The sequence below is a fragment of the Pseudomonas pisciculturae genome, from assembly GCF_015461805.1.
Classification (GTDB): domain Bacteria; phylum Pseudomonadota; class Gammaproteobacteria; order Pseudomonadales; family Pseudomonadaceae; genus Aquipseudomonas; species Aquipseudomonas pisciculturae.
In genome coordinates this window covers 266,264-287,648 of sequence record NZ_JACVZE010000003.1, presented here as the reverse complement: position 1 = coordinate 287,648, position 21,385 = coordinate 266,264, and the positions used below count along the sequence as shown (strand labels likewise).

The window sequence follows — 21,385 nt, the reverse complement described above, 5'->3', positions numbered from 1 at the left end:
TAATAGCACTGGTAGCCCGTGATGCAGCAATGCATGGATGAACAAGGTAGCTAACAGGCGCTTTTGCCCTCTACACTCGGACATTCATTGATACACGGAGGTTTTTCCATGCGGCGCGTGGTGTTCAATCAGAAAGGCGGCGTGGGCAAGTCCAGTATTGCCTGCAACCTGGCGGCGGTCAGCGCCAGCGAAGGCTATCGGACCCTGTTGGTGGACCTCGATGCGCAAGCCAACTCAACCCAGTACCTCACGGGGCTGACTGGCAATGATATCCCCATGGGTATCGCGGATTTTTTCAAGCAAACCCTGTCTTCCGGGCCGTTTTCGAAGAAGAACAAGGTGGATATCTACGAAACGCCCTTCGACAACCTGCATGTGATCACCGCTACCGCGGAGTTGGCCGATTTGCAGCCCAAGCTTGAGGCCAAGCACAAGATCAACAAGCTGCGAAAGTTGCTGGACGAGCTGGCCGAAGACTACGACCGGATCTACCTGGATACTCCGCCAGCGCTGAATTTTTATGCGGTTTCGGCGTTGATCGCCGCTGATCGTGTTTTGATCCCTTTCGATTGCGACAGTTTTTCGCGCCAGGCGCTGTACGGCCTTCTGTCTGAAATTGAAGAGTTGAAGGAAGACCACAACGAAGGCCTCGAAGTGGAAGGCATCGTGGTCAATCAGTTCCAAGCCAGGGCGACGTTGCCGCAGCAGATGCTGGATGAGTTGATTGCAGAGGGTTTGCCGGTATTGCCGGTGTACCTCGCCAGCTCCGTGCGTATGCGTGAGTCGCACCAGGAGAGCAAGCCGCTGATTCACCTGGACCCACGGCATAAGCTGACGCAGCAGTTTGTGGAATTGCATAACCTGCTGGAAAACGCGTGATCTAACAGGCAACTGAAATCCCCTGTGGGAGGGGGCTTGCCCCCGATAGCGGTGGTTCAGTCAGCACTTGTATTGCCTGACACACTGCAATCGGGGGCAAGCCCCCTCCCACATTTGATCTGTGTTGCTTTGAGGGTCGGGTTACACGCCCTGGCTACGCAGCCACGCCATCAACTGCGGCAACGGAAACGCCCCACTCTGGCGCGCCACTTCGCGGCCGTTCTTGAACAGAATCAAACTGGGAATCGACCGAATCCCCAACTGCGCCGACAACTGCTGATTCGCCTCGCTGTCCAGCTTGGCCAACCGGCACTTACCCTCCAACTGCCCAGCCGCCTGCTCAAACACCGGCGCGAACGATTTACACGGCCCGCACCACTCGGCCCACACATCCACCAGCAGCGGCAAATCACCCTTGATCTGGCTGGCGTAGTCGCCTTGCTTGAGCTCAAACGGCGTGTTCGACAAAACCGGCTGCTTGCAGCGCCCGCACTTGGGCGCATCACCCAGGCGTTCGCCGGGTATGCGGTTGAGGCCGTTGCAGTGGGGGCAGGGGATTACAAGAGGTTCGGACATGGTGGGCTCCTGATAATGGCCAATAGGCTCTATGTGGAGCCAGCGCAGATATTTATCAAGGTTGTAGTGAGCGGGCTTGCCCCGCGCTGGGCTGCGTAGCGGCCCAAAAACCAGACAATCAGGATCTATCTGGAAGAACGCTTCGGCCGAATTAGGGCCGCTTCGCAGCCCAACGCGGGGCAAGCCCGCTCACTACAGGAATAGCGTCTACGACGAACAACTAATCTCCAAATGCTTGCCCCAGTCCGGCGGCCGCTGCGCGTATTGCTCCATCCCCGCTTGCTCCTCGAACGGCTTGGACAGCACCTCATGCAGGCGCCGCACTTCGCTGTAATCCCCAGACTCGGCGGCAGCAATGGCGTTCTGCGCCAAGTAGTTGCGCAAGATATACAGCGGGTTCACCGCATGCATCCGCGCACGGCGCTGTTCTTCGCTGTACTCCCCATCCCGTTCAACACGCGACTTGTACTGCTCAGCCCAGGCATCAAACCCGGCCAGGTCGACAAAGTCATCGCGCAGCTTCGTCACGGCCAGCGCCGCCGACTCATCCCCCAGGCGACGGAAGAACAAGGTGTAATCCACGCCGCTGTTCTGCATCAGCTTCAATAACCGCTCGACCAGTTTCTGGTCATCATCTTCAGCGGTGGTCAGTCCCAGTCGGCGGCGCATCAAGTCCAGGTAGTTGGCCTGATACAACGGCAGATACAGCCCCAGCGCTTCTTTTAACGCATCCACGCTGATAAACGGCGTCAACGCCTGCGCCAATGCGCTGAGGTTCCACTGCCCGATGGGCACCTGGTTACTGAAGGAGTAACGGCCTTCATGGTCGGAATGGTTGCAGATGAAGTGCGCGTCGAAGTCATCCAGGAACGCGAACGGCCCGAAGTCGAAGGTGATGCCCAGGATCGACATATTGTCGGTGTTCATCACCCCATGGCAGAAACCGTAGGCCTGCCACTTGGCGATCAGCTCGGCATTGCGTTCAACGATTTCGCGGAACATCGCCAAGTAGGGTTCGGGCTGTTCACGGCATTCAGGGTAGTGAAGGTTCAGCACATGCTCGGCCAGCAGCGCCTGCTGCTCGGGCTTTTTGGTGTAGTAGAAGTATTCGAAATGCCCGAAGCGGATATGGCTGGGGGCCATACGCAGCACCATCGCGCCACGTTCCTGTTTTTCACGCCATACCGGGGTGTCGGAGCCGATCACGCAGAGTGCGCGGCTGCTGGGGATGCCCAGTGCATGCAGGGCCTCGGAGGCCAGGAACTCACGGATCGAAGAGCGCAACACGGCACGGCCATCGCCCATGCGTGAGTAAGGCGTCATCCCGGCGCCCTTGAGATGCAAGTCCCAGTGCTCGCCGGCCGCGTTGTACACCTCGCCCAGCAACAACCCCCGGCCATCCCCCAACTGAGGGGTGTAGCCGCCAAACTGGTGCCCGGAGTAGACCATCGCCCGTGGCTCGGCCTCGGCCCACAGTTTGTGCCCGCCAAACAGCTCGGCAAACACCGGTGTTTCGGCCACGGCCGGGTCGAGGTCGAGCAGCGCCATGGCGGCATTGCTGGCCACTACAAGGCGCGGCGCGTCGAGGGGTTCAGGCAGTACATGGGTTGAGAACGCGTCGCCCAAGCGTGCGAAGCGGTTGTCGAAGGTCAGTTCGTCGAGGGCTTTCACCGGCCATCTCCAGCAGAATGTCCGAGCATTCTGCTGGGGATAGCGCGGTTAGTCGAGTTTGCTCGGCGGCGGCTCTGGCGCATCCGCGATGTTGCCGGCGGGCGGCTCGGGTGCGTCGGGGGTTGGAGCGGGCGGCACGATGGTTTTGCGATCGTCCTCCACCGGCACCAGCTTGTATTCCTGGCCGTGCATGTTCTTGAGGTACACCTCCATCTGTCGGAACGAGATGTTGATGTGCTGCTTCTTGAACTCACGGTTGATGTAGCGGTTGACCTCGTCGAGCACCGGGTTTCGGTCGCCCAGGTCGCGCACGTGCATACGCAGTTCGTGGTCCAGCGTGCTTTCACCGAAGTTGAGGAAGTACACGTGGGGCTCGGGCTCTTTGAGCACTCGCGGATTTTCTCGCGCAGCCTTGAGCAGCAATTCCTTCACAAGATCAAGATCAGAGCCGTAGTCCACGCCGAGTTTGAGTGTGACGCGGGTGATGGTGTCGGTCAGCGACCAGTTGATCAGTTGCCCGGTGATAAACGTCTTGTTCGGGACGATGATGTCCTTGCGATCAAAGTCGGTGATCGTGGTGGCGCGGATGCGAATCTTGCTCACCGTGCCCGACAGGTTGCCGATGGTAATCGTGTCGCCAATGCGCACCGGGCGCTCGAACAAAATCATGATGCCGGAGATAAAGTTGGCGAAAATCTCCTGCATCCCGAAGCCCAACCCCACCGACAGCGCCGCCACCAGCCATTGCAGCTTGTCCCAGCTCACGCCGAGGGTCGACAGCGTCGAGACAAAGCCCACGCCGGCAATCACATACGACAGCAACGTGGTGGTCGCGTAGGCGCTGCCCTGGGCCAGGTCCAGCTTGGACAGCACCAGTACCTCCAGCAAACCGGGCAGGTTGCGCGCCAGGGCGAAGGTGATGCCGATGATGATCAGCGCACCGAGCAAGTCGCCGATGCTGATGGGCACCATGCTGATATTGGCGCCGGTGCCGCTGGTGTATTCGTAGAGGGTGACGTTGTCGAGGTAGGAAAACACCGAGATCAAGTCAGACCACACCCAGTACAGCGCTGCGATAAAGCCGCCTAGCAAGGCCAGGCGAATCAAGCGCAGGGATTGTTCGTTGACCTTTTCGATGTCCAGGGTCGGCTCTTCGATTACCGCTTCGCCTTCGCCGGCTTCCTTGGCCGCCTGGCGTTTGGCCAGGGCGCGGGCGTAGGCCAGGCGCCGTGCGGCAACACTCAACCAGCGGACGAACGTGGCTTCGATCACCAGCCAGAACATCAGCAGGTATAGGGTGTTGATCAACCGGTCGCTGAGCTTGAGCGCGGTGTAGTAGTAGCCGAAACACACGGCAATAAACAGCGCGATGGGCAACGCGGTAAACAGCAGGCCCACGGCCTTGCGAAACAGGGAGGCTTTTTCGTGGGTGGGGCTGTTGAGCAGCAAGCGGCCCAGCAACCAGGCCATCAGCGCGTAGCAGGTCAGCACCACGCCGATGCCCAGCACGTCGTCGGCCAGCGCCGCAGGTTGCAGCTCGGCAATTGCCACCACGGCCACCAGGGCCAGCACCACCAAGCCAAGCTTGCGTACCCAGCCTTGCAGGAATTCGACCTGGGGCTTTTCCCAACGGAAGTGCAACTCGGCCACGCCGCCCGGCGCCAGGATGCGGTAAGCGGTGTAGAACACCATCCACGCCTGGGCGATTTGCAGCAGCGCCGCCCCCAGGTTGGCGTTTTGCCCGCGGGCGTCGATTTGCAACGCATAGCCGCATAGCGCCAAACCCAGGGCCACGGGCATCGCCAGCAGGATATTGATCAGGATCGCCTGGGGCGTATGCCACTGGCTGTCGCGCTTGAAGTGCCCAATGTCCTGATGGACCTTGTTCAGGCGCTGGTACAGCGCTTTACGCCGCCACAGCAGGGCACCGATCAACAGCAACAGCGGCAGGAACAGCAGCGGGCGCTGGGTCAGGCCATCATAGAGCTCGCTGACGCTGGAGGCCCAGGGCAGGGTGGTGACCTGTTTGCTCAGGTGCGCCGGCACGGTTTCCAGCCACTCGGTGTCCAGCGGCTTGTTACTGGGGATCCAGAACATCTGCTCGTCCAGCGTGGCGCGCAACGTGGTGGCGGTGCTCAGCAGTTGTTTCTGGTTCAGTTGCAGGGTGATGGATTCATTGAGCAGCGCGCTCAGCTCACGGCTCAGGCGCTCCAGCAGGTCGCTGCGGGTGATCGCCAGTTCCAGCAGGGTGCGGCGCAACTGCGGCGTGACGTCTTCTGGCGATTGATTGGCCAGCAAGTTATCCACATAGGCGCTTGGAGAGCTGATCAGCTCGCGCTGCTGGTTGACCTCGAACTGGTACAGGCGAATGTTGGCGATGTCGTCCGCCAGGTCGCGGTCTACGGTGAGGCGCGGCAACGCTTGCTTTTGTTTGTAGAGAATCTTGGACAGCAGCAGGCTGCCCTTGAGCACGTTGATCTGCTCGTCCAGGGCGGAATCGCTCTGGGTCACTGTGTCGAGTTGTTGCTTGGTTTTCAGGTTCTTTTGGGTCAGGTCGTTGAGGCGGTCAGTGCTTTTGAGCAGGTAGTCGGACAGCTTCAGGTTGGCCGCGCTCTCGGTAGCCAGCAGGCTGCTGCCGCCGGCTTTTTGCGCTTCGATGGACTGCTGGGTGACCGTCTGCTGGGACTGGGCCAGGCGTTTCTGGTTGATCAGGGTTTGCAGGTCCTGGATCTCTTGCTCCAGGCGCGCGGTTTTTTCCATCACCAGGTCATGCTGGCTGTTGCCCAGGTCTTGCAGCTGGCTGTTGCCGGCCAGTTCCTGGCGACGCAGTGGGATCAGCGCGTTGAGCGCGGCGAGTTCGGCATTTAGCTGATTGCGCTGGTCGCTGCTGAGGGTCTTGCCGTTGTCTTTGCCGGCCTTGAGGATCGAATTGATCTGCAAGATGCGGGTCTGGCTGCTGCTGATCTCGGTCTGGGCGCGCTCGGGGCGGGTCTGGGCGGCGATGCTCAGGCTGTTGGCATCGGCCAGTTCTTTTTGCAGGTCGCCCTGCTGGGTGGTGCGCTGCACCAGCAGTTGCTCAAGTTGCGGCACCGGCAGGGTGGCATAGCGTTGCGCCACCGGGATGATTTTGGTGGCCTTGAGGCGGGTCAGTTCGCGCTGGTTGTCGGTGGTCTGGCGCGGGGCGTCTTCGAGTTGGCGCTTGAGGTCGACCAGGCGTTGCTCGTAATCCTGCTTGTTGCCCAGATACGTGAGGGTCTGTTGCAGAATGGTCTGCAACGCCTTCATGTCGGCATCGGGCAGCTTGCGGTCGGGCAGTTTGTCCAGGGTTTGCTGGATGGCGTCGGCGCTGGGCGGGTCGGCCGCGTGAACGGTGCCGACACAAAGGGTCAGGCCCAGCAGGGCAGTGGCGAGAAACGTGCGCAGGGTTGGCATAGAGACCGGTCTTGCAAGGTGAAGAATCGGGGGCGTCGTCGCCCCGCAGTTTAGAGGAAGAGTCCGGGGCCCGGGCGACTTCCTTCGGGGAATCTGACGCCCACTTTGCCGATCTTGTTCCCTTCCATGACGGCGACGGTCCAGATGGTGTTGTTCCACTCCACCTGGTCGCCGACGATGGGCGCGCCACCAACCTTTTGGGTGATGAAGCTGCTCAGCGGCATGTCCGGGTCGATGCCGTCAAGCTTCAGGCCATACAGGGCGGAAACCGCGCCCAGCTGGGCGTCGCCTTCGAGCACGAAGTCGCCGAAAAAGCGCAGGTCCAGGCCGCGTTGCGGGGCCTGGCTGAACAGTTTGCCCAAGGCCGGCAGGTTGTGTTCATGGCCGATCACGCAGAGCAGATCGCCGACTTCGAGCACCGTACTACCCGACGGATGGAGCAGTTGTTGGCCACGGAACAGTGCCGCGATGCGCGTGCCTTCGGGCATTTTCAGCTCACGCAGCGCCGCGCCGATGCACCATTTCTCGGCGCCCAAGCGGTAGACGAACAGCTCCCACTCGCTGGTGACGTGTACTTCGAGGGCTGCGCGGGAGATCGGCGCCGGGTCCGGTGGTACGGTCACCTTGAGCAACTTGGCCACCCACGGCAAGCTGGTGCCTTGCACCAGCAGCGAGACCAGTACGATAAAGAACGCCAGGTTGAAGTACAGCTGCGCATGGGGCAGGCCGGCCATCAGCGGGAACACCGCCAGAATAATCGGGACCGCGCCGCGTAAACCAACCCAGGCAATAAAGCCTTTTTCGCGCCCGTGGAACGCCTTGAACGGCAGCAGGCCAACCATCACCGACAGTGGCCGCGCAAACAAAATCATCCACAGCGCCAGGCCTAGGGCCGGCAACGCAATCGGCAGCAAGTCATGGGGCGTGACCAACAGGCCCAGCACCAAAAACATGCCGATCTGCGCCAGCCACGCCATGCCGTCGAGCATATGCAAAATGCCATGACGGCTGCGCACCGGGCGGTTGCCGATCACCAGGCCGCACAGGTACACGGCGAGGAAGCCGCTGCCGTGCAAGGCGTTGGTGACGGCAAATACGAACAGGCCGCCGGCGATCACCAGGATCGGGTACAGGCCAGTGGCCAGGTTGATACGGTTGACCATTTGCAGCATCAACCAGCCGCCGCCCAGACCGACCACGCCGCCGATACCGAATTCGCGCACCAAATGTGTCAGCAGGCTCCAGTGCAGGCCGGTCTGGCCGCTGGCGAGCATGTCGATCAGGGTAACGGTGAGAAACACCGCCATCGGGTCGTTGCTGCCGGATTCGATTTCGAGGGTGGCGGTGACCCGTTCGTTCAGGCCCTTACCGCCCAGCAGCGAGAACACGGCGGCGGCGTCGGTTGAGCCGACGATGGCGCCGATCAGCAGGCCTTGAATGATATTGAGGTCAAACAGCCAGGCCGCGGCCATGCCGGTGAGGCCGGTGGTAATCAACACCCCCACCGTGGCCAGCGACAACGCCGGCCACAGTGCCACTCGGAAACTCGCCACCCGCGTGCGCAAGCCGCCGTCCAGCAGGATCACCGCCAGTGCGAGGTTGCCCACCAGATAGGCGGTTGGGTAGTTATCAAAGATGATGCCGCCGCCATCGACGCCGGCCACCATGCCAACGGCCAGGATGATCACCAATATCGGGATACCCAGGCGGGACGAAAGGGAACTCACCAGAATGCTCGCACTCACCAGCAACGCGCCGATCAAGAACAGGCTGTTGATGGTCGTCGCATTCAAAGGCAGTACTCCATGAGCAAACAAGACGGGGCGCAAACTGACCATGCAGTCTGCGTGCCAGCGATTCTAACCTGTTGAATTGCTGTGCTGTCAAAAAGCTTTTCAAGGCGGGTGCAGATCTAAATGTGGGAGGGGGCTTGCCCCCGATGGCAGTGTATCAGTCAGCACATCTGTTACTGATACACCGCCATCGGGGGCAAGCCCCCTCCCACATTTTTAACCCAGTTGTGTCAGTTAAAGGCGGAAACGGCCAACCATGCCGTTCAAATCCACCGCCAATCGCGACAACTCATTGCTCGCCGCACTGGTCTGGCTTGCACCCGTCGCCGATTGCACCGACAAATCCCGAATGTTCACCAGGTTACGGTCCACTTCCCGCGCCACCTGCGCCTGCTCTTCCGCCGCGCTGGCGATCACCAGGTTGCGTTCATTGATCTCGACAATCGCGGTATTGATGGTTTCCAGCGAAATGCCCGCACCTTTGGCGATGTTCAACGTTGATTCCGCACGCTCGGTGCTGTTACGCATCGAATCCACCGCGTGCTCTGTGCCGGCCTGGATACTGCCGATCATCCGCTCGATCTCGCTGGTGGACTGCTGAGTACGATGGGCCAGGGCCCGCACTTCATCGGCCACCACCGCAAAGCCACGACCGGCTTCACCCGCACGCGCTGCTTCAATGGCGGCGTTGAGGGCCAGCAGGTTGGTCTGGTCGGCCAGGCCGCGAATCACGTCCAACACCTTGCCGATATCCCGAGACTCATTGGCCAAGTCGCCAATCAACGTGGCAGTCGCCTGCACATCGCCGCTCATGCGTTCGATGGCGCTGACGGTTTCCTGCACCAGGTCGCGGCCGTCGCCAGCGGACGTGGTGGCGTTGCGCGAGGCTTCGGACGTACTGACGGCATTGCGTGCGACTTCTTCCACGGCACTGGTCATCTCGTTGACGGCCGTGGCGGCTTGTTCGATTTCGTTGTTCTGCTGGGTCAGGCCACGGGCGCTTTCGTCGGTGACCGCGTTCAACTCTTCGGCGGCGGATGCCAACTGGGTGGCAGAACCGGCGATGCGTTGCAGGGTGTCGCGCAGTTTGTCCTGCATCTTGGCCATGGCCGCCAGCAGGCGACCCGCTTCGTCATTACCGTCGACTTTGATCGGGCGCGTCAGGTTGCCTTCGGCGACTTCTTCGGCGGCCTCCAGTGCCTGGGAAATGGGCAGGGTGATGCTACGGGTCAGCAACCACGCGAACAGCACGGTCAGCGCAGTCGCCAGGACCAACAGGCCGACCACCAACTTAAAGGCCAGGTCGTATTGAGCCTTGGCTTCGTCATTGGTAACCAGCGCCATTTTGTTGTTGATGTCCAGCAAGCGCGCCAGCACCGCGTTGACCTGCTCTGAATTGCTCAGCAGCTCGGTGTTGATCAGCGTGCGCAGCGCTTCGACCTGATTGGCCTGGGACAGGCTCTTCATGCGCGCTTCAATCTGGCGGTACTGGCCGAGCAGACTCACGTATTCGTCGTAGGCGGCGCGTTCTTCACGGCTGTCGATCAGCCTCTCGTAGATGGCCTGGGCGGTGCGGATCTGCTGGTCGCGCAACTCGAAGGTCTCCAGGGTCTTTTGTTGCACGTCCGGTTCGCGGTTGGTCAGCAAGCGGTAGGACAGCACGCGCAGGCGCAGGGTCAGCTGGGTGAACTCGTCGAGGGCGCGAATGCTCGGCACGCTGGACAAGGTGATCTCTTCAGCGGCACCACGGATCTTGCTCATCTGGTTCAGTGCAAACACACCGAGAAACAACATGAGCGCGCCGATAAACGCGAAGCCAAGAAAGGCGCGCGGCGCGATATTCATATTACGAAGGGACATGCGGGAAACCTTGGGGAGAAGCGCGATCCGTGCGGCCATGAGACGGGGTGTGCCTCTCTATCGGTCGTACGACTAAAGTCTAAAGGGGTGTGTGCGTTTTTGTCGCATCTGACGAGGGGTTTGGCCGATTCAGGAACCAGATGGGGTAATTGCAGTCACTAAGGCTCGAAAGTGCGGCCCGGCCCCTAAAAATCGGGCTGCGCGCCAGGGATAACCCTGGCATCCGAGGTGAATTTTCTTTATCGTCACCGCCCTTTGAAAAAGCCCGAGAAATCAAAATGTTAGAAGCATCCCTCAGCCAATTGGAACAACTGGTCAGCGACCTGGTACAGCAGAATCAAGACCTGTTGGGCAGCAATGAATCCCTCAAGGCCGAACTGGCCCGCGCCAAGGATGAGAACGACAGCCTGCAATTGAACCTGATGGAGCAGGAAGAAAAAAACGGCGCCACCGCTGCGCGCATTCAAGCGTTGGTTGAGCGTGTGAGCGCGGGTCCTGTCGGCGCATGAGCGAGGGGATAAAGGTCGTTTCGATTCTCGGTGAGGATTACTCGATCAAGGCCCCGGCCGGGGAAGACAAGACCCTGATGCACGCCGTGACGATGCTGAAGGCCTCCCTGGCCACCACCAAGAAAAAGTACCCGACGCTGATTGGGGATAAGTTACTGGTGCTGGCGGCGCTGAACCTGTGCGCCGAGCAGATCGAAATGCAGCAGGCGCACCAGGAGGAACTCGACCGTTACCAAGAGCAAGTCAGCGCCACGGTCGAGGTGATTTCCAAGGTGATGGGGCAACCTTAACCAATGTTCTGGTGCGCGGCGTCTTTTCAGTGCGCGCACTAGGCTTTTCGTTTGGTCTTACTCGTACACGATCTCGATGGAGTACTGATCGTTGGACTCATAGTTAAAAATTTTATGATCCACAGTTTTACTATTACCCAACACGAGTAGCTTGTCTCCTTTGTTGGCGTACAGAAGGTACTCATTCAGCGTCACATCCTGGGGGGTGAAACGCTCGCCTTTTTTACTAACTAGAACAATTGTCGGTGCAGTTTTCATGTTGAACTCTCCAGGCGGTGTAGACCGTTGATAGTGGAAAAATTCGATGTCGAATTCGTTCCTAACACCTGAAGCTTATTCATCAAAAACTTCCCTGATAACTGTGAGAAGTCACAGTTTCTTAGATCAATCGTTCATTACTTTGCGCCCCCCAGGTCACTAAACTCTATTAGAACCATCCCTCTTGCATGCCAAGGCACGTATCATCCCGCGCCTCAAGAATCGCAAGTTCATGATGGCAGCCCGGTACTTCCCAGGTCAGGAAGTACCGGGCGGCTTGAAGCTTGCCTTTATAAAACGCCACATCGGCCGCATTGCCCTTGGCCAGCCCTTCTTCGGCGCGAATCGCTTGTTCCAGCCAGCGCCAGCCAATCACCGTATGCCCAAACACTTTCAGGTACAGCGCCGAGTTCGCCAGGCTGCTGTTGACCTTGCCTTGGGCGAGATCCGTCAGCAGGCCGAGGGTGACGCTTTGCAAGCGAGTCACCAGTGTCTCCAGCGGCTCACTTAGCGCGGTCAGCGACGGATATTCTTGCGCTCGGGCGCCGGTTTCGGCGATCAGTCTGATCAATTGCTTCAAGCCCGCGCCGCCGTTCTGCGCCAGCTTGCGCCCCAGCAGATCCAGGGACTGGATGCCGTGGGTGCCTTCATGGATCGGGTTCAGGCGATTGTCGCGGTAATACTGCTCCACCGGGTATTCGCGGGTGTAGCCGTGGCCGCCGAGGATCTGGATCGCCAGTTCGTTGGCCTTGAGGCAAAACTCCGACGGCCACGATTTGACGATCGGGGTGAGCAGGTCCAGCAGTTCGTGGGCTTGCTTGCGCTCGGCTTCAGTTGCCAGGGTGGTGGTATCGTCGAACAGGCGGGCGGCGTAAAGGCCGAGGTCGAATGCGCCTTCCACGTAGGCTTTTTGGGTCAACAGCATGCGTTTGATATCGGCGTGCTGAATGATCGAGACCGGAGCCGTGGTGGGATCTTTACTATCCGGCAGGCGACCTTGTGGACGTTCGCGAGCGTACTCCAGCGAATACAGATAACCGGCGTAACCGAGCATCACGGCGCCCATACCGACGCCGATGCGCGCTTCGTTCATCATCTGGAACATGCAGCTCAAGCCTTGATGAGGCTTGCCCACCAGATAGCCGATACAGTTACCGTTATCGCCGAAGTTAAGCGCTGTGGACGTGGTGCCGCGCCAGCCCATCTTGTGGAACAACCCTGCTAGCAGCACGTCATTGCGTTCGCCCAGGCTGCCGTCATCGTTGACCAGGAATTTGGGCACGATAAATAGCGAAATGCCCTTCACCCCAGCGGGCGCGTCCGGCAGCTTGGCAAGCACCATGTGCACGATGTTTTCCGACAGCGGGTGGTCGCCGCCAGAGATGAAGATCTTGTTGCCCTTGAGCCTGTAAGTACCGTCAGCCGCAGGTTCTGCGCGGGTACGAATATCCGACAGTGAAGAGCCGGCATGGGGCTCGGTCAGGGCCATGGTGCCAAAGAAACGGCCGTCGATCATGGGTTGCAAAAAGCGTTGTTTCTGATCGTCGGTGCCAAAGCTTTCGATCAGGTTGGCGGCGCCCATGGTCAGGAACGGGTACGAGGTTGACGCGGCGTTTGCCGATTGGAAATGCGCAAAGCAGGCCTGGGACAACAGCGTGGGGAGTTGCATGCCGCCCGCTTCAAAACTGCGCGCGGCGCTGAGAAAGCCCGCTTCGAGGAAGGCATCCACGGCCGGTTTCACTTCCGGGATCAGAATCGCCTTACCGTCTTCGTAGCGTGGTTCGTTCTCGTCGTTCTTGCGGTTATGGGGGGCGAAGTGCTTTTCGGCGATGTTGCGCGCCGTGCTGATCGCCGCATCGAAGGTTTCGCGGTTGTGCTCGGCAAACCGTTCGCGCTGGGTCAGGCCCTCGGCATCGAGGACTTCGTACAGCTCGAAAGCCAGATTGCGGGAACTGAGCAGCGTCTCGGACATGGCGGCTTACCTTTGGAGAAATTGGCCTGAGTCTAAGTGCGCGAATGGAGGGTGGATAGCAAGATTGATTTGGGTGATGGAGCTGCAAAATGTGGGAGGGGGCTTGCCCCCGATAGCGGTGTGTCAGCCAGAGATAAGTTGACTGATATACCGCAATCGGGGGCAAGCCCCCTCCCACAGGGGTTACAGCGTTTAGCCGATCGTCATCAAGCTGGCGTTACCGCCGGCTGCCGCGGTGTTAACGCTCAACGCCCGCTCAATCACCAGACGCTCCAGCGCAATCGCCGTCTCACCTTGCGACAGACCATGCACCCCAACAATCGCACCACCACGCTGCGCCACTTGTTGGCACACCGCACGCAACTGATCGGAATCACCGTGATGCAGGACCGCGTCGAATACCACCTCGTCCTTGGTCCAGTCGGCCACGCGCTTGATCTTCGCCTGAATCTCTTTAGGCAGGCGTGGGAACAAGGCTTTGGTCAGGTCAGTTTCAGGCCATACCGCCGAACCGCCTACCGCCAGCACAGCGGCCAGTTGGGTCAGCAGGTCGCCTTCCACTTCCGCCAGGCACAGCACGTGCTCGCGAGGCAGGATGGCGTAGCTGTTGCGCTCGCCAGTCGGGCCAGCCAGTTGGCGGGTGATACCGCTTTGCGATTGCGATGCGAACTGGCTGCACAGGGCGCTCAGGTCGCTGAACTTATTGCTGTCGGCCCAGGTTTTAAGGGCGGTCAGCGGTTGGCTCATGGCATCGCGCAGACGCACGTCCGGTGCAGACAAAGCGTCGCCGCGTACGAAGGATTGCTCGATGGCATCCGTAGGGCGGGTCGACAGCAAGCGGTACAGGTACAGCGGGCCACCGGCTTTCGGGCCAGTACCCGACAGGCCTTCGCCGCCAAACGGTTGCACGCCAACGACTGCGCCGACGATGTTGCGGTTCACATAGACGTTACCGGCATTGACGTTGTCGATCACCTTGGCAATGGTCTCGTCGATGCGGGTGTGCACGCCCAGGGTCAGGCCATAGCCCGACGCGTTGATCTGGCCGATCAACTGGTCGATTTCTTTACGCTTGTAGCGCACCACGTGCAGCACTGGGCCGAAGATCTCCCGTTGCAGCTCGTCGAAGCTTTCCAGCTCGATCAGGGTTGGCATCACGAAGGTGCCGCGCTTGATTTCTTCGCCGTCGGCAATCGCCACTTGGTAAACGTTGCGACCTTTGTCGCGCATGGCCTGGATGTGCTTCTCGATGCCAGCCTTGGCTTCGGCGTCGATCACCGGGCCAATGTCGACCGACAGGCGCTCCGGATTGCCGAGACGGCATTCCGCCATGGCGCCCTTGAGCATTTCGATGACGCGGTCTGCCGAATCTTCCTGCAGGCACAGTACACGCAGGGCCGAGCAACGTTGGCCGGCACTGTCAAAGGCCGAGGACACCACGTCGATCACGACTTGCTCGGTCAGCGCCGAAGAGTCAACGATCATCGCGTTCTGGCCGCCCGTTTCGGCGATCAGCGGGATTGGACGGCCCTGGGCATCCAGGCGACCAGCGACGTTGCGTTGCAGCAGGCGCGCCACTTCGGTGGAGCCGGTGAACATCACGCCTTTGACGCGATCATCGCCTACAAGGCGCGCACCTACGGTTTCGCCCTGGCCCGGCAGCAGTTGCAGCACGCCTTCCGGAATACCGGCTTCCAGCAGGATGCGCACGGCTTGCGCGGCCACCAGCGGGGTTTGCTCGGCAGGCTTGGCCAGTACCGGGTTGCCGGCGGCCAATGCAGCAGCGACTTGGCCGCTGAAAATCGCCAGCGGGAAGTTCCATGGGCTGATGCACACCACCGGGCCCAGTGGGCGGTGGGCGTCGTTGGTGAAGTCATTGCGCGCCTGCACCGCGTAGTAACGCAGGAAGTCCACGGCTTCACGCACTTCGGCGATGGCGTTGGCGAAGGTCTTGCCGGCTTCGCGAGCCAGCAGGCCCATCAGCGGCTGTATCTCGCCTTCCATCAGGTCGGCAGCACGTTCCAGGATCGCAGCGCGTTCGGCGGGCGGGGTAGCCTGCCAGATCGGGCCGGCGCTGATAGCGCACTGGATGGCGTTGTCGACGTCTTCGACAGTGGCTTCTTGCACATGGCCGACCACGTCACGCAGATCGGACGGGTTCAGTACCGGTGCCGCCGGCTGTTCGCTGGAGGCGCAACCCAGCATCGGCGCGGCCTTCCAGTTGTTGTGGGCCGTGGCCAGCAGGGCGCATGACAACGACGCCAGGCGGTGTTCGTTGGCCAGGTCGATACCCGCCGAGTTGGCGCGCTCGCTGCCGTACAGGTCACGCGGCAAGGGGATGCGCGGGTGCGGCAGGCCGAAACCGCCTTCCTGCGTAGCCATTTGCTCGATGCTGGCTACTGGGTCGGCCACCAGCTCCTGAATGGAAATGGACTGGTCGGCAATGCGGTTGACGAACGAGGTATTCGCGCCGTTTTCCAGCAGTCGACGTACCAGGTAGGCCAGCAGTGTTTCGTGGGTGCCAACCGGTGCGTACACACGGCACGGACGGTTCAGCTTACCTTCGGAAACCTTGCCTACAACTTGTTCGTACAGCGGCTCACCCATGCCGTGCAGGCATTGGAACTCGTACTGGCCGGGGTAATAGTTCTGACCGGCGATATGGTAGATGGCCGACAGGGTATGGGCGTTGTGCGTAGCGAACTGCGGGTAGATGACTTCCGGCACCGACAGCAGTTTGCGTGCGCAGGCGATGTAGGAAACGTCGGTGTACACCTTGCGGGTGTACACCGGGTAGCCTTCCAGGCCTTCGACCTGGGCGCGCTTGATCTCGCTGTCCCAGTACGCGCCTTTTACCAGGCGGATCATCAGGCGATGGCGGCTGCGGCGCGCCAGGTCGATGACGTAGTCGATCACATACGGGCAACGCTTCTGGTAAGCCTGGATCACGAAACCGATGCCGTTCCAGCCGGTCAGTTGCGGCTCGAAGCACAGGCGCTCCAGCAGATCCAGCGACAGCTCAAGGCGGTCGGCCTCTTCGGCGTCGATGTTCAGGCCAATGTCGTATTGCTTGGCCAGCAGGGTCAGGGACAGCAGGCGCGGGTACAGCTCGTCCATCACACGCTCGTACTGCGCACGGCTGTAACGCGGGTGCAGTGCCGAGAGCTTGATGGAGATGCCCGGGCCTTCATAAATCCCACGGCCGTGAGAGGCTTTGCCGATGGAGTGAATGGCTTGTTCGTACGAGGCCAGGTACTTCTGGGCATCGTGTTCGGTGAGGGCGGCTTCACCGAGCATGTCGTAGGAGTAACGGAAGCCCTTGGCTTCGAACTTGCTCGCGTTGGCCAGGGCTTCGGCGATGGTTTCGCCGGTGACGAACTGCTCGCCCATCAGGCGCATGGCCATGTCGACGCCCTTGCGGATCATCGGCTCGCCGCTCTTACCGATGATGCGGCTCAGGGACGAAGTCAGGCCGGCTTCGTTATGGGTGGCGACCAGTTTGCCGGTCAGCAGCAGGCCCCAAGTGGCGGCGTTGACGAACAGCGACGGGCTGTTGCCCAGGTGCGGCTGCCAGTTGCCGGTGCTGATCTTGTCACGGATCAGCGCGTCGCGAGTGCCTTTGTCCGGGATGCGCAGCAGCGCTTCTGCCAGGCACATCAGCGCTACGCCTTCCTGGGACGACAGCGAAAATTCTTGCAGCAGGCCCTGAACAATACCGGCACGGCCGCCAGCACTCTTCTGGTTACGCAGTTTTTCGGCAATCGAGGCGGCCAGCTTGTTGGTGGCTTCGGCCATCGGGGCCGGCAGGCGAGCCTGTTCGATCAGCATCGGCACCACTTCCGGCTCAGGGCGGCGGTAAGCGGCGGTGATCGAGGCACGCAATACCGATTGCGGCAGGATGCTCTCGGCGAACTCCAGGAAGCACTGGTGGGCATGGTCGGTCTGGACTTCGCCAGCGTCGTCAGTGCCACTGCTGCTCAGGCCATTGAGTTCGGTCAGGGTTGCACCACCCTCCAACTTCTCCAGGTAATTGAAAATCGCCTGCTTGATCAGCCAGTGCGGCGTGCGATCAATGGAGGTCGCGGCGGCCTTGAGGCGTTCGCGGGTCGGGTCGTCGAGTTTGACCCCAAGGGTGGTCGTAGCCATTTTCTTATCCTCATGGGTGCCACTACCGAGTGGCATCAGCTGGCGGCAAGATTAGCTTCGCCCATCAAGAGGTGCAACCGGGTGCAACCCTTTTTATCCATGAAATTTTCTAACGGTTGCAGGAATTGAAACCGCCCTCGACGGAATCCGCTTCAGCTTGGTGCATTTGCTTCTGAGATCGGCTGTTCTTGCTCCGAAAAGGAGCAAAAACACGGTGTTTTGCGGAATTCATATCCGGGTGCAACTTATTCGCAAGAAACTGGTTGCACCTTATTTGCTTTGTTGAATAGCATTCGCGGCCAAGGTGCAACCACCTTAAAGGTTCGGTTCATCGGCTGACGGCTTTCCTGGGGAAACGTCAGTCATAAATGCGCGGCACGCAGTTACGTCTACCTACTTGCAGTGGGTGGCCGTCTGACAGACCGCCGCTACATAAAAACAAAGCCAGGGCGTCACTCATATGAGCGTTAGTAATCCAACCCTGATCACGTTCGTGATCTACATCGCAGCAATGGTGCTGATCGGCTTTATGGCCTATCGCTCCACCAACAACCTTTCCGATTACATCCTGGGCGGTCGTAGCCTCGGTAGCGTGGTCACGGCGTTGTCGGCCGGCGCTTCCGATATGAGCGGCTGGTTGTTGATGGGTTTGCCGGGCGCGATCTACATGTCCGGCCTGTCGGAAAGCTGGATCGCCATCGGCCTGATCGTCGGTGCCTACCTCAACTGGCTGTTCGTGGCCGGTCGCCTGCGGGTGCAGACCGAACACAACGGCGACGCCCTGACCCTGCCGGACTACTTCTCCAGCCGTTTCGAAGATAAAAGCGGGCTGCTGCGGATCATCTCCGCTGTCGTGATCCTGGTGTTCTTCACTATTTACTGCGCGTCCGGCATCGTAGCCGGTGCCCGCCTGTTCGAAAGCACCTTCGGCATGTCTTACGAGACTGCACTGTGGGCCGGTGCTGCAGCGACTATTGCCTACACCTTCGTCGGTGGTTTCCTGGCAGTGAGCTGGACCGATACCGTACAAGCCACCTTGATGATCTTTGCGTTGATCCTGACGCCAATCATCGTGCTGCTGGCCACCGGTGGCGTCGACACCACCTTCCTGGCCATCGAAGCCAAGAACCCTGACAACTTCAACATGCTGAAAAACACCACCTTCATCGGCATCATCTCGCTGATGGGTTGGGGCCTGGGTTACTTCGGCCAGCCGCACATCCTCGCGCGCTTCATGGCGGCGGATTCGGTGAAGTCGATTGCCAAGGCGCGTCGCATCTCCATGACCTGGATGATCCTGTGCCTGGGCGGCACCGTAGCGGTAGGCTTCTTCGGTATCGCCTACTTCTCGGCGCACCCGGAAGTGGCCGGCCCAGTGACCGAGAACCACGAGCGTGTGTTCATCGAGCTGGCCAAGCTGTTGTTCAACCCATGGATCGCTGGTGTGCTGCTGTCGGCCATCCTGGCGGCGGTAATGAGTACCCTGAGCTGCCAACTGCTGGTGTGCTCCAGTGCCCTGACCGAAGACTTCTACAAAACCTTCCTGCGCAAAAACGCCTCCCAGGTTGAACTGGTATGGGTCGGTCGTCTGATGGTGCTGCTGGTTGCGTTGATCGCCATCGCCATGGCGGCCAACCCGGAAAACCGCGTACTGGGCCTGGTGAGCTACGCCTGGGCCGGTTTCGGCGCTGCGTTTGGCCCTGTAGTGCTGATCTCGGTGATCTGGAAAGGCATGACTCGCAACGGCGCACTGGCTGGCATCCTGGTGGGCGCGATCACTGTGATCGTGTGGAAACACTTCGAACTGCTCGGCCTGTACGAAATCATCCCTGGCTTCATCTTCGCCAGCCTCGCGATTTTCTTCGTGAGCAAGATGGGCGCCCCGACTGCCGGTATGGTCGAGCGTTTTGATGCGGCGGAAAAAGACTACAACCTCAACAAGTGATTCGTCGGGCGTTATGCGCTCGTTGAATTGAAAAAAGGCCCGCGTCCTACGGATGGCGGGTCTTTTTTTGCCTGTGATTTGAGAGCGCTTGAAGAAGATTCAGACACCCGTGTGTAGGCTTTTACTGATTTGACCGGGCAGTGCTCAGCAGGGCGCAACAGTGATGCAGAATCTGCCTTCTACCCCTCGCAGAGAAACACCGGATGTTCGCTCCTGCCAATCACAGTGCTTTCAACCTGACCCTGGACGGGGTTGCCAGCGACCTCAAGGTCTACAGTTTCAAGGGCGAAGAAGCGCTCAGCCAGCCCTATTGCTTTGACCTTGAACTGGTCAGCGAGCAACCGGGTCTGGATCTGGAAGGCCTGCTACACCGCCAGGTGTATCTGAGTTTCGATGATCGGGGTCATGGTGTGCACGGCCTGGTCTACCGAGTGGCGCAAGGTGACTCGGGGCGACGCTTGACGCGTTATCAGATAAGCCTTGTGCCGCAGCTCGCGTATCTGAATCACAGCAGTCACCAGCGTATTTTCCAACACAAGACCGTGCCTCAGATTGTCGCGCAGGTGCTGATGGGGCAGGGCGTTCAGAGCGACTGCTTTGAGTTTCGCCTCAGTGGTACTTATCCGGAGCGCGAGTATTGCGTGCAGTTTGCTGAGACCGACATGGCCTTCATTCAGCGGTTGTGTGCCGAGCAGGGTATTCACTTTCACTTTCAACACTCGCCCGAGCAGCATTTGCTGGTGTTTGGTGATGACCAGACGGTGTTCCTCCAGATCGATCAGCCCACCCCATACAGCCCCGGCTCCGGCATGGTCGCGGACACACCGGCGATCAAGCGTTTTGCGGTGCAGCTGCAAACCTGCACGAGCGCTGTGAGCCTGCGCGATTACGATCTGCGCAAGCCCCAACTGACGTTGGAGAGCGCGGTGTGCAGCGAGCAGTTGCCCCGCCTTGAAGGGCAGGCGTACCCCGGCCATTTCAGTGACCGTGCCCATGGCAAGTACCTCGCCCAGCGCGCTCTGGAGCGCCACCGCAGCGGTTACCGGATTGCGCGTGGCCGTGGTGATGACCCCGCATTGCTCAGTGGTCGCTTCCTCACATTGAGCGGCCACCCACGCGATGACTTGAATGACTTGTGGCTGGTGACCCAGATCGCTCACGAGGGCAAGCAACCCCAAGTGCTGGAGGAGGCGGTGACCGACCTGGCGGGCGGGGATTTTAGCCAGGGCTATCGCAATGAGTTCACAGCAACGCCGTGGGATGTAATTTTCCGTCCGCCCCTGCCTGATCAGTCACGCCCGAGCATTGCTGGCTATCAGAACGCAGTGGTGACCGGCCCTGCCGGCAGTGAAATCCACTGCGATGAATACGGTCGGGTCAAAGTGCAACTGGCCTGGGACCGCAACGGGGAACATAACGACCACTCCAGCTGCTGGCTGCGGGTGGCCAGCGGGTGGGCGCATGATCGCTATGGTGCAGTGATGATCCCGCGGGTCGGCATGGAAGTACTGGTGGGCTTCGTAAACGGCGATATGGATATGCCAGTGGTGGTTGGCTGCCTGCCCAATGCCGCAACGCCCGCGCCCCTGGATCTGCCTGCGCACAAGACCCGAAGCATTTTACGCAGTCAAAGCAGCCCCGGTGGTGGCGGTTACAACGAGCTGCGTATCGAGGACCGCAAAGGCGCTGAGGAGATCTACCTGCGCGCCCAACGAAACTGGACGCAGGACGTGTTGAACGACTGTTGGGTTAAGGCGGGGCAAGCCATTCACATTGGCGCCGGGCAAAGCGTGGTGATTGACGCGGGCGCCAGCGTGATGATTCAGGCCGGGGGTCACTCGCTCTCCATTTCTGCGGCCGGGATTTTCAGCAGTGTGTCGATCGACCTTGGTAGTGCGCCAGCGCCCTTGGAGCCGGGATTGACGCAGGCGTTGCTCGCTCCGTTAAGCAGTGTGCAAATGGCCACCCTCAAGCGCAGCGCGCCTTTTTGTGAAGAGTGTGAGCGCTGCAAGAATAATCAGTGCGCCATCGCCTGACGGTTACTTCAAAAAGGA

The 21,385-nt window shown here is 60.1% G+C and carries 13 protein-coding genes; 5 read left to right on the top strand and 8 right to left on the bottom strand.

Annotated features, from left to right (window positions below; translation table 11 throughout):
- Positions 1-108: 108 nt before the first annotated feature.
- Positions 109-879 carry a ParA family protein gene (locus tag ICY20_RS10290; RefSeq protein ID WP_159962499.1) on the top strand — a complete coding sequence of 257 codons (771 nt, stop codon included), beginning with the start codon at positions 109-111 and terminating at the stop codon, positions 877-879.
- Between the two features lie 141 nt (positions 880-1,020).
- Here ICY20_RS10290 and trxC read toward each other — a convergent pair whose 3' ends face one another.
- From trxC to ICY20_RS28550, 5 genes are all read right to left on the bottom strand, one after another.
- Positions 1,021-1,455, bottom strand: a complete 435-nt coding sequence (gene trxC, locus ICY20_RS10285; RefSeq protein WP_159962498.1) for a thioredoxin TrxC — start codon at positions 1,453-1,455, stop codon at positions 1,021-1,023.
- Between the two features lie 207 nt (positions 1,456-1,662).
- A complete protein-coding gene (gene selO / locus ICY20_RS10280) occupies positions 1,663-3,126 on the bottom strand; it encodes a protein adenylyltransferase SelO (RefSeq protein WP_194937422.1) in 1,464 nt (487 codons plus the stop codon).
- Between the two features lie 48 nt (positions 3,127-3,174).
- Entirely contained in the window at positions 3,175-6,558 is a 3,384-nt protein-coding gene (gene mscK / locus ICY20_RS10275; RefSeq protein WP_194937421.1) for a mechanosensitive channel MscK, read from the bottom strand.
- A gap of 50 nt (positions 6,559-6,608) precedes the next feature.
- Positions 6,609-8,351 (bottom strand): potassium/proton antiporter, encoded by a 1,743-nt coding sequence (locus ICY20_RS10270; RefSeq protein WP_159962495.1) that lies wholly within the window; start codon positions 8,349-8,351, stop codon positions 6,609-6,611.
- Between the two features lie 234 nt (positions 8,352-8,585).
- Entirely contained in the window at positions 8,586-10,211 is a 1,626-nt protein-coding gene (locus tag ICY20_RS28550) for a methyl-accepting chemotaxis protein (protein ID WP_194937420.1), read from the bottom strand.
- 278 nt (positions 10,212-10,489) lie between these two features.
- Between ICY20_RS28550 and ICY20_RS10260 the strand changes: the two genes are divergently transcribed.
- Together ICY20_RS10260 and ICY20_RS10255 are read left to right on the top strand one after the other, a co-directional pair.
- Complete coding sequence (locus ICY20_RS10260) at positions 10,490-10,720, top strand: hypothetical protein (protein WP_017734888.1); 231 nt, start codon at positions 10,490-10,492, stop codon at positions 10,718-10,720.
- The gene (locus tag ICY20_RS10255) at positions 10,717-11,010 is read left to right on the top strand and encodes a cell division protein ZapA (protein ID WP_159963299.1); all 294 of its coding nucleotides are present in this window, start codon (positions 10,717-10,719) and stop codon (positions 11,008-11,010) included. The genes ICY20_RS10260 and ICY20_RS10255 overlap by 4 nt, the downstream gene beginning before the upstream one ends.
- A gap of 57 nt (positions 11,011-11,067) precedes the next feature.
- On the opposite strand, the gene ICY20_RS10250 is transcribed toward ICY20_RS10255, so the two are convergent.
- The 3 genes from ICY20_RS10250 to putA form a co-directional block, all read right to left on the bottom strand.
- Positions 11,068-11,268 (bottom strand): hypothetical protein, encoded by a 201-nt coding sequence (locus ICY20_RS10250; RefSeq protein ID WP_159963298.1) that lies wholly within the window; start codon positions 11,266-11,268, stop codon positions 11,068-11,070.
- 169 nt (positions 11,269-11,437) lie between these two features.
- Entirely contained in the window at positions 11,438-13,240 is a 1,803-nt protein-coding gene (locus ICY20_RS10245) for an acyl-CoA dehydrogenase (RefSeq protein WP_194937419.1), read from the bottom strand.
- A 192-nt stretch (positions 13,241-13,432) separates the two neighbouring features.
- A complete protein-coding gene (putA, locus tag ICY20_RS10240; protein WP_194937418.1) occupies positions 13,433-17,386 on the bottom strand; it encodes a trifunctional transcriptional regulator/proline dehydrogenase/L-glutamate gamma-semialdehyde dehydrogenase in 3,954 nt (1,317 codons plus the stop codon).
- A 460-nt stretch (positions 17,387-17,846) separates the two neighbouring features.
- On the opposite strand from putA, the gene putP reads away from it, so the two are divergent.
- Entirely contained in the window at positions 17,847-19,331 is a 1,485-nt protein-coding gene (gene putP, locus ICY20_RS10235; protein ID WP_159963295.1) for a sodium/proline symporter PutP, read from the top strand.
- Positions 19,332-19,534: 203 nt separating this feature from the next.
- Entirely contained in the window at positions 19,535-21,367 is a 1,833-nt protein-coding gene (locus ICY20_RS10230; protein WP_194937416.1) for a type VI secretion system Vgr family protein, read from the top strand.
- Positions 21,368-21,385: the final 18 nt, after the last annotated feature.

Bases quoted from the DNA above. Each gene is read 5' to 3' on its own strand.
- ICY20_RS10290 (WP_159962499.1), top strand. From the start codon at position 109: ATGCGGCGCGTGGTGTTCAATCAGAAAGGCGGCGTGGGCAAGTCCAGT.
- trxC (WP_159962498.1), bottom strand. From the start codon at position 1,455: ATGTCCGAACCTCTTGTAATCCCCTGCCCCCACTGCAACGGCCTCAAC.
- mscK (WP_194937421.1), bottom strand. From the start codon at position 6,558: ATGCCAACCCTGCGCACGTTTCTCGCCACTGCCCTGCTGGGCCTGACC.
- ICY20_RS28550 (WP_194937420.1), bottom strand. From the start codon at position 10,211: ATGTCCCTTCGTAATATGAATATCGCGCCGCGCGCCTTTCTTGGCTTC.
- ICY20_RS10260 (WP_017734888.1), top strand. From the start codon at position 10,490: ATGTTAGAAGCATCCCTCAGCCAATTGGAACAACTGGTCAGCGACCTG.
- ICY20_RS10255 (WP_159963299.1), top strand. From the start codon at position 10,717: ATGAGCGAGGGGATAAAGGTCGTTTCGATTCTCGGTGAGGATTACTCG.
- ICY20_RS10250 (WP_159963298.1), bottom strand. From the start codon at position 11,268: ATGAAAACTGCACCGACAATTGTTCTAGTTAGTAAAAAAGGCGAGCGT.
- ICY20_RS10245 (WP_194937419.1), bottom strand. From the start codon at position 13,240: ATGTCCGAGACGCTGCTCAGTTCCCGCAATCTGGCTTTCGAGCTGTAC.
- putA (WP_194937418.1), bottom strand. From the start codon at position 17,386: ATGGCTACGACCACCCTTGGGGTCAAACTCGACGACCCGACCCGCGAA.
- putP (WP_159963295.1), top strand. From the start codon at position 17,847: ATGAGCGTTAGTAATCCAACCCTGATCACGTTCGTGATCTACATCGCA.
- ICY20_RS10230 (WP_194937416.1), top strand. From the start codon at position 19,535: ATGTTCGCTCCTGCCAATCACAGTGCTTTCAACCTGACCCTGGACGGG.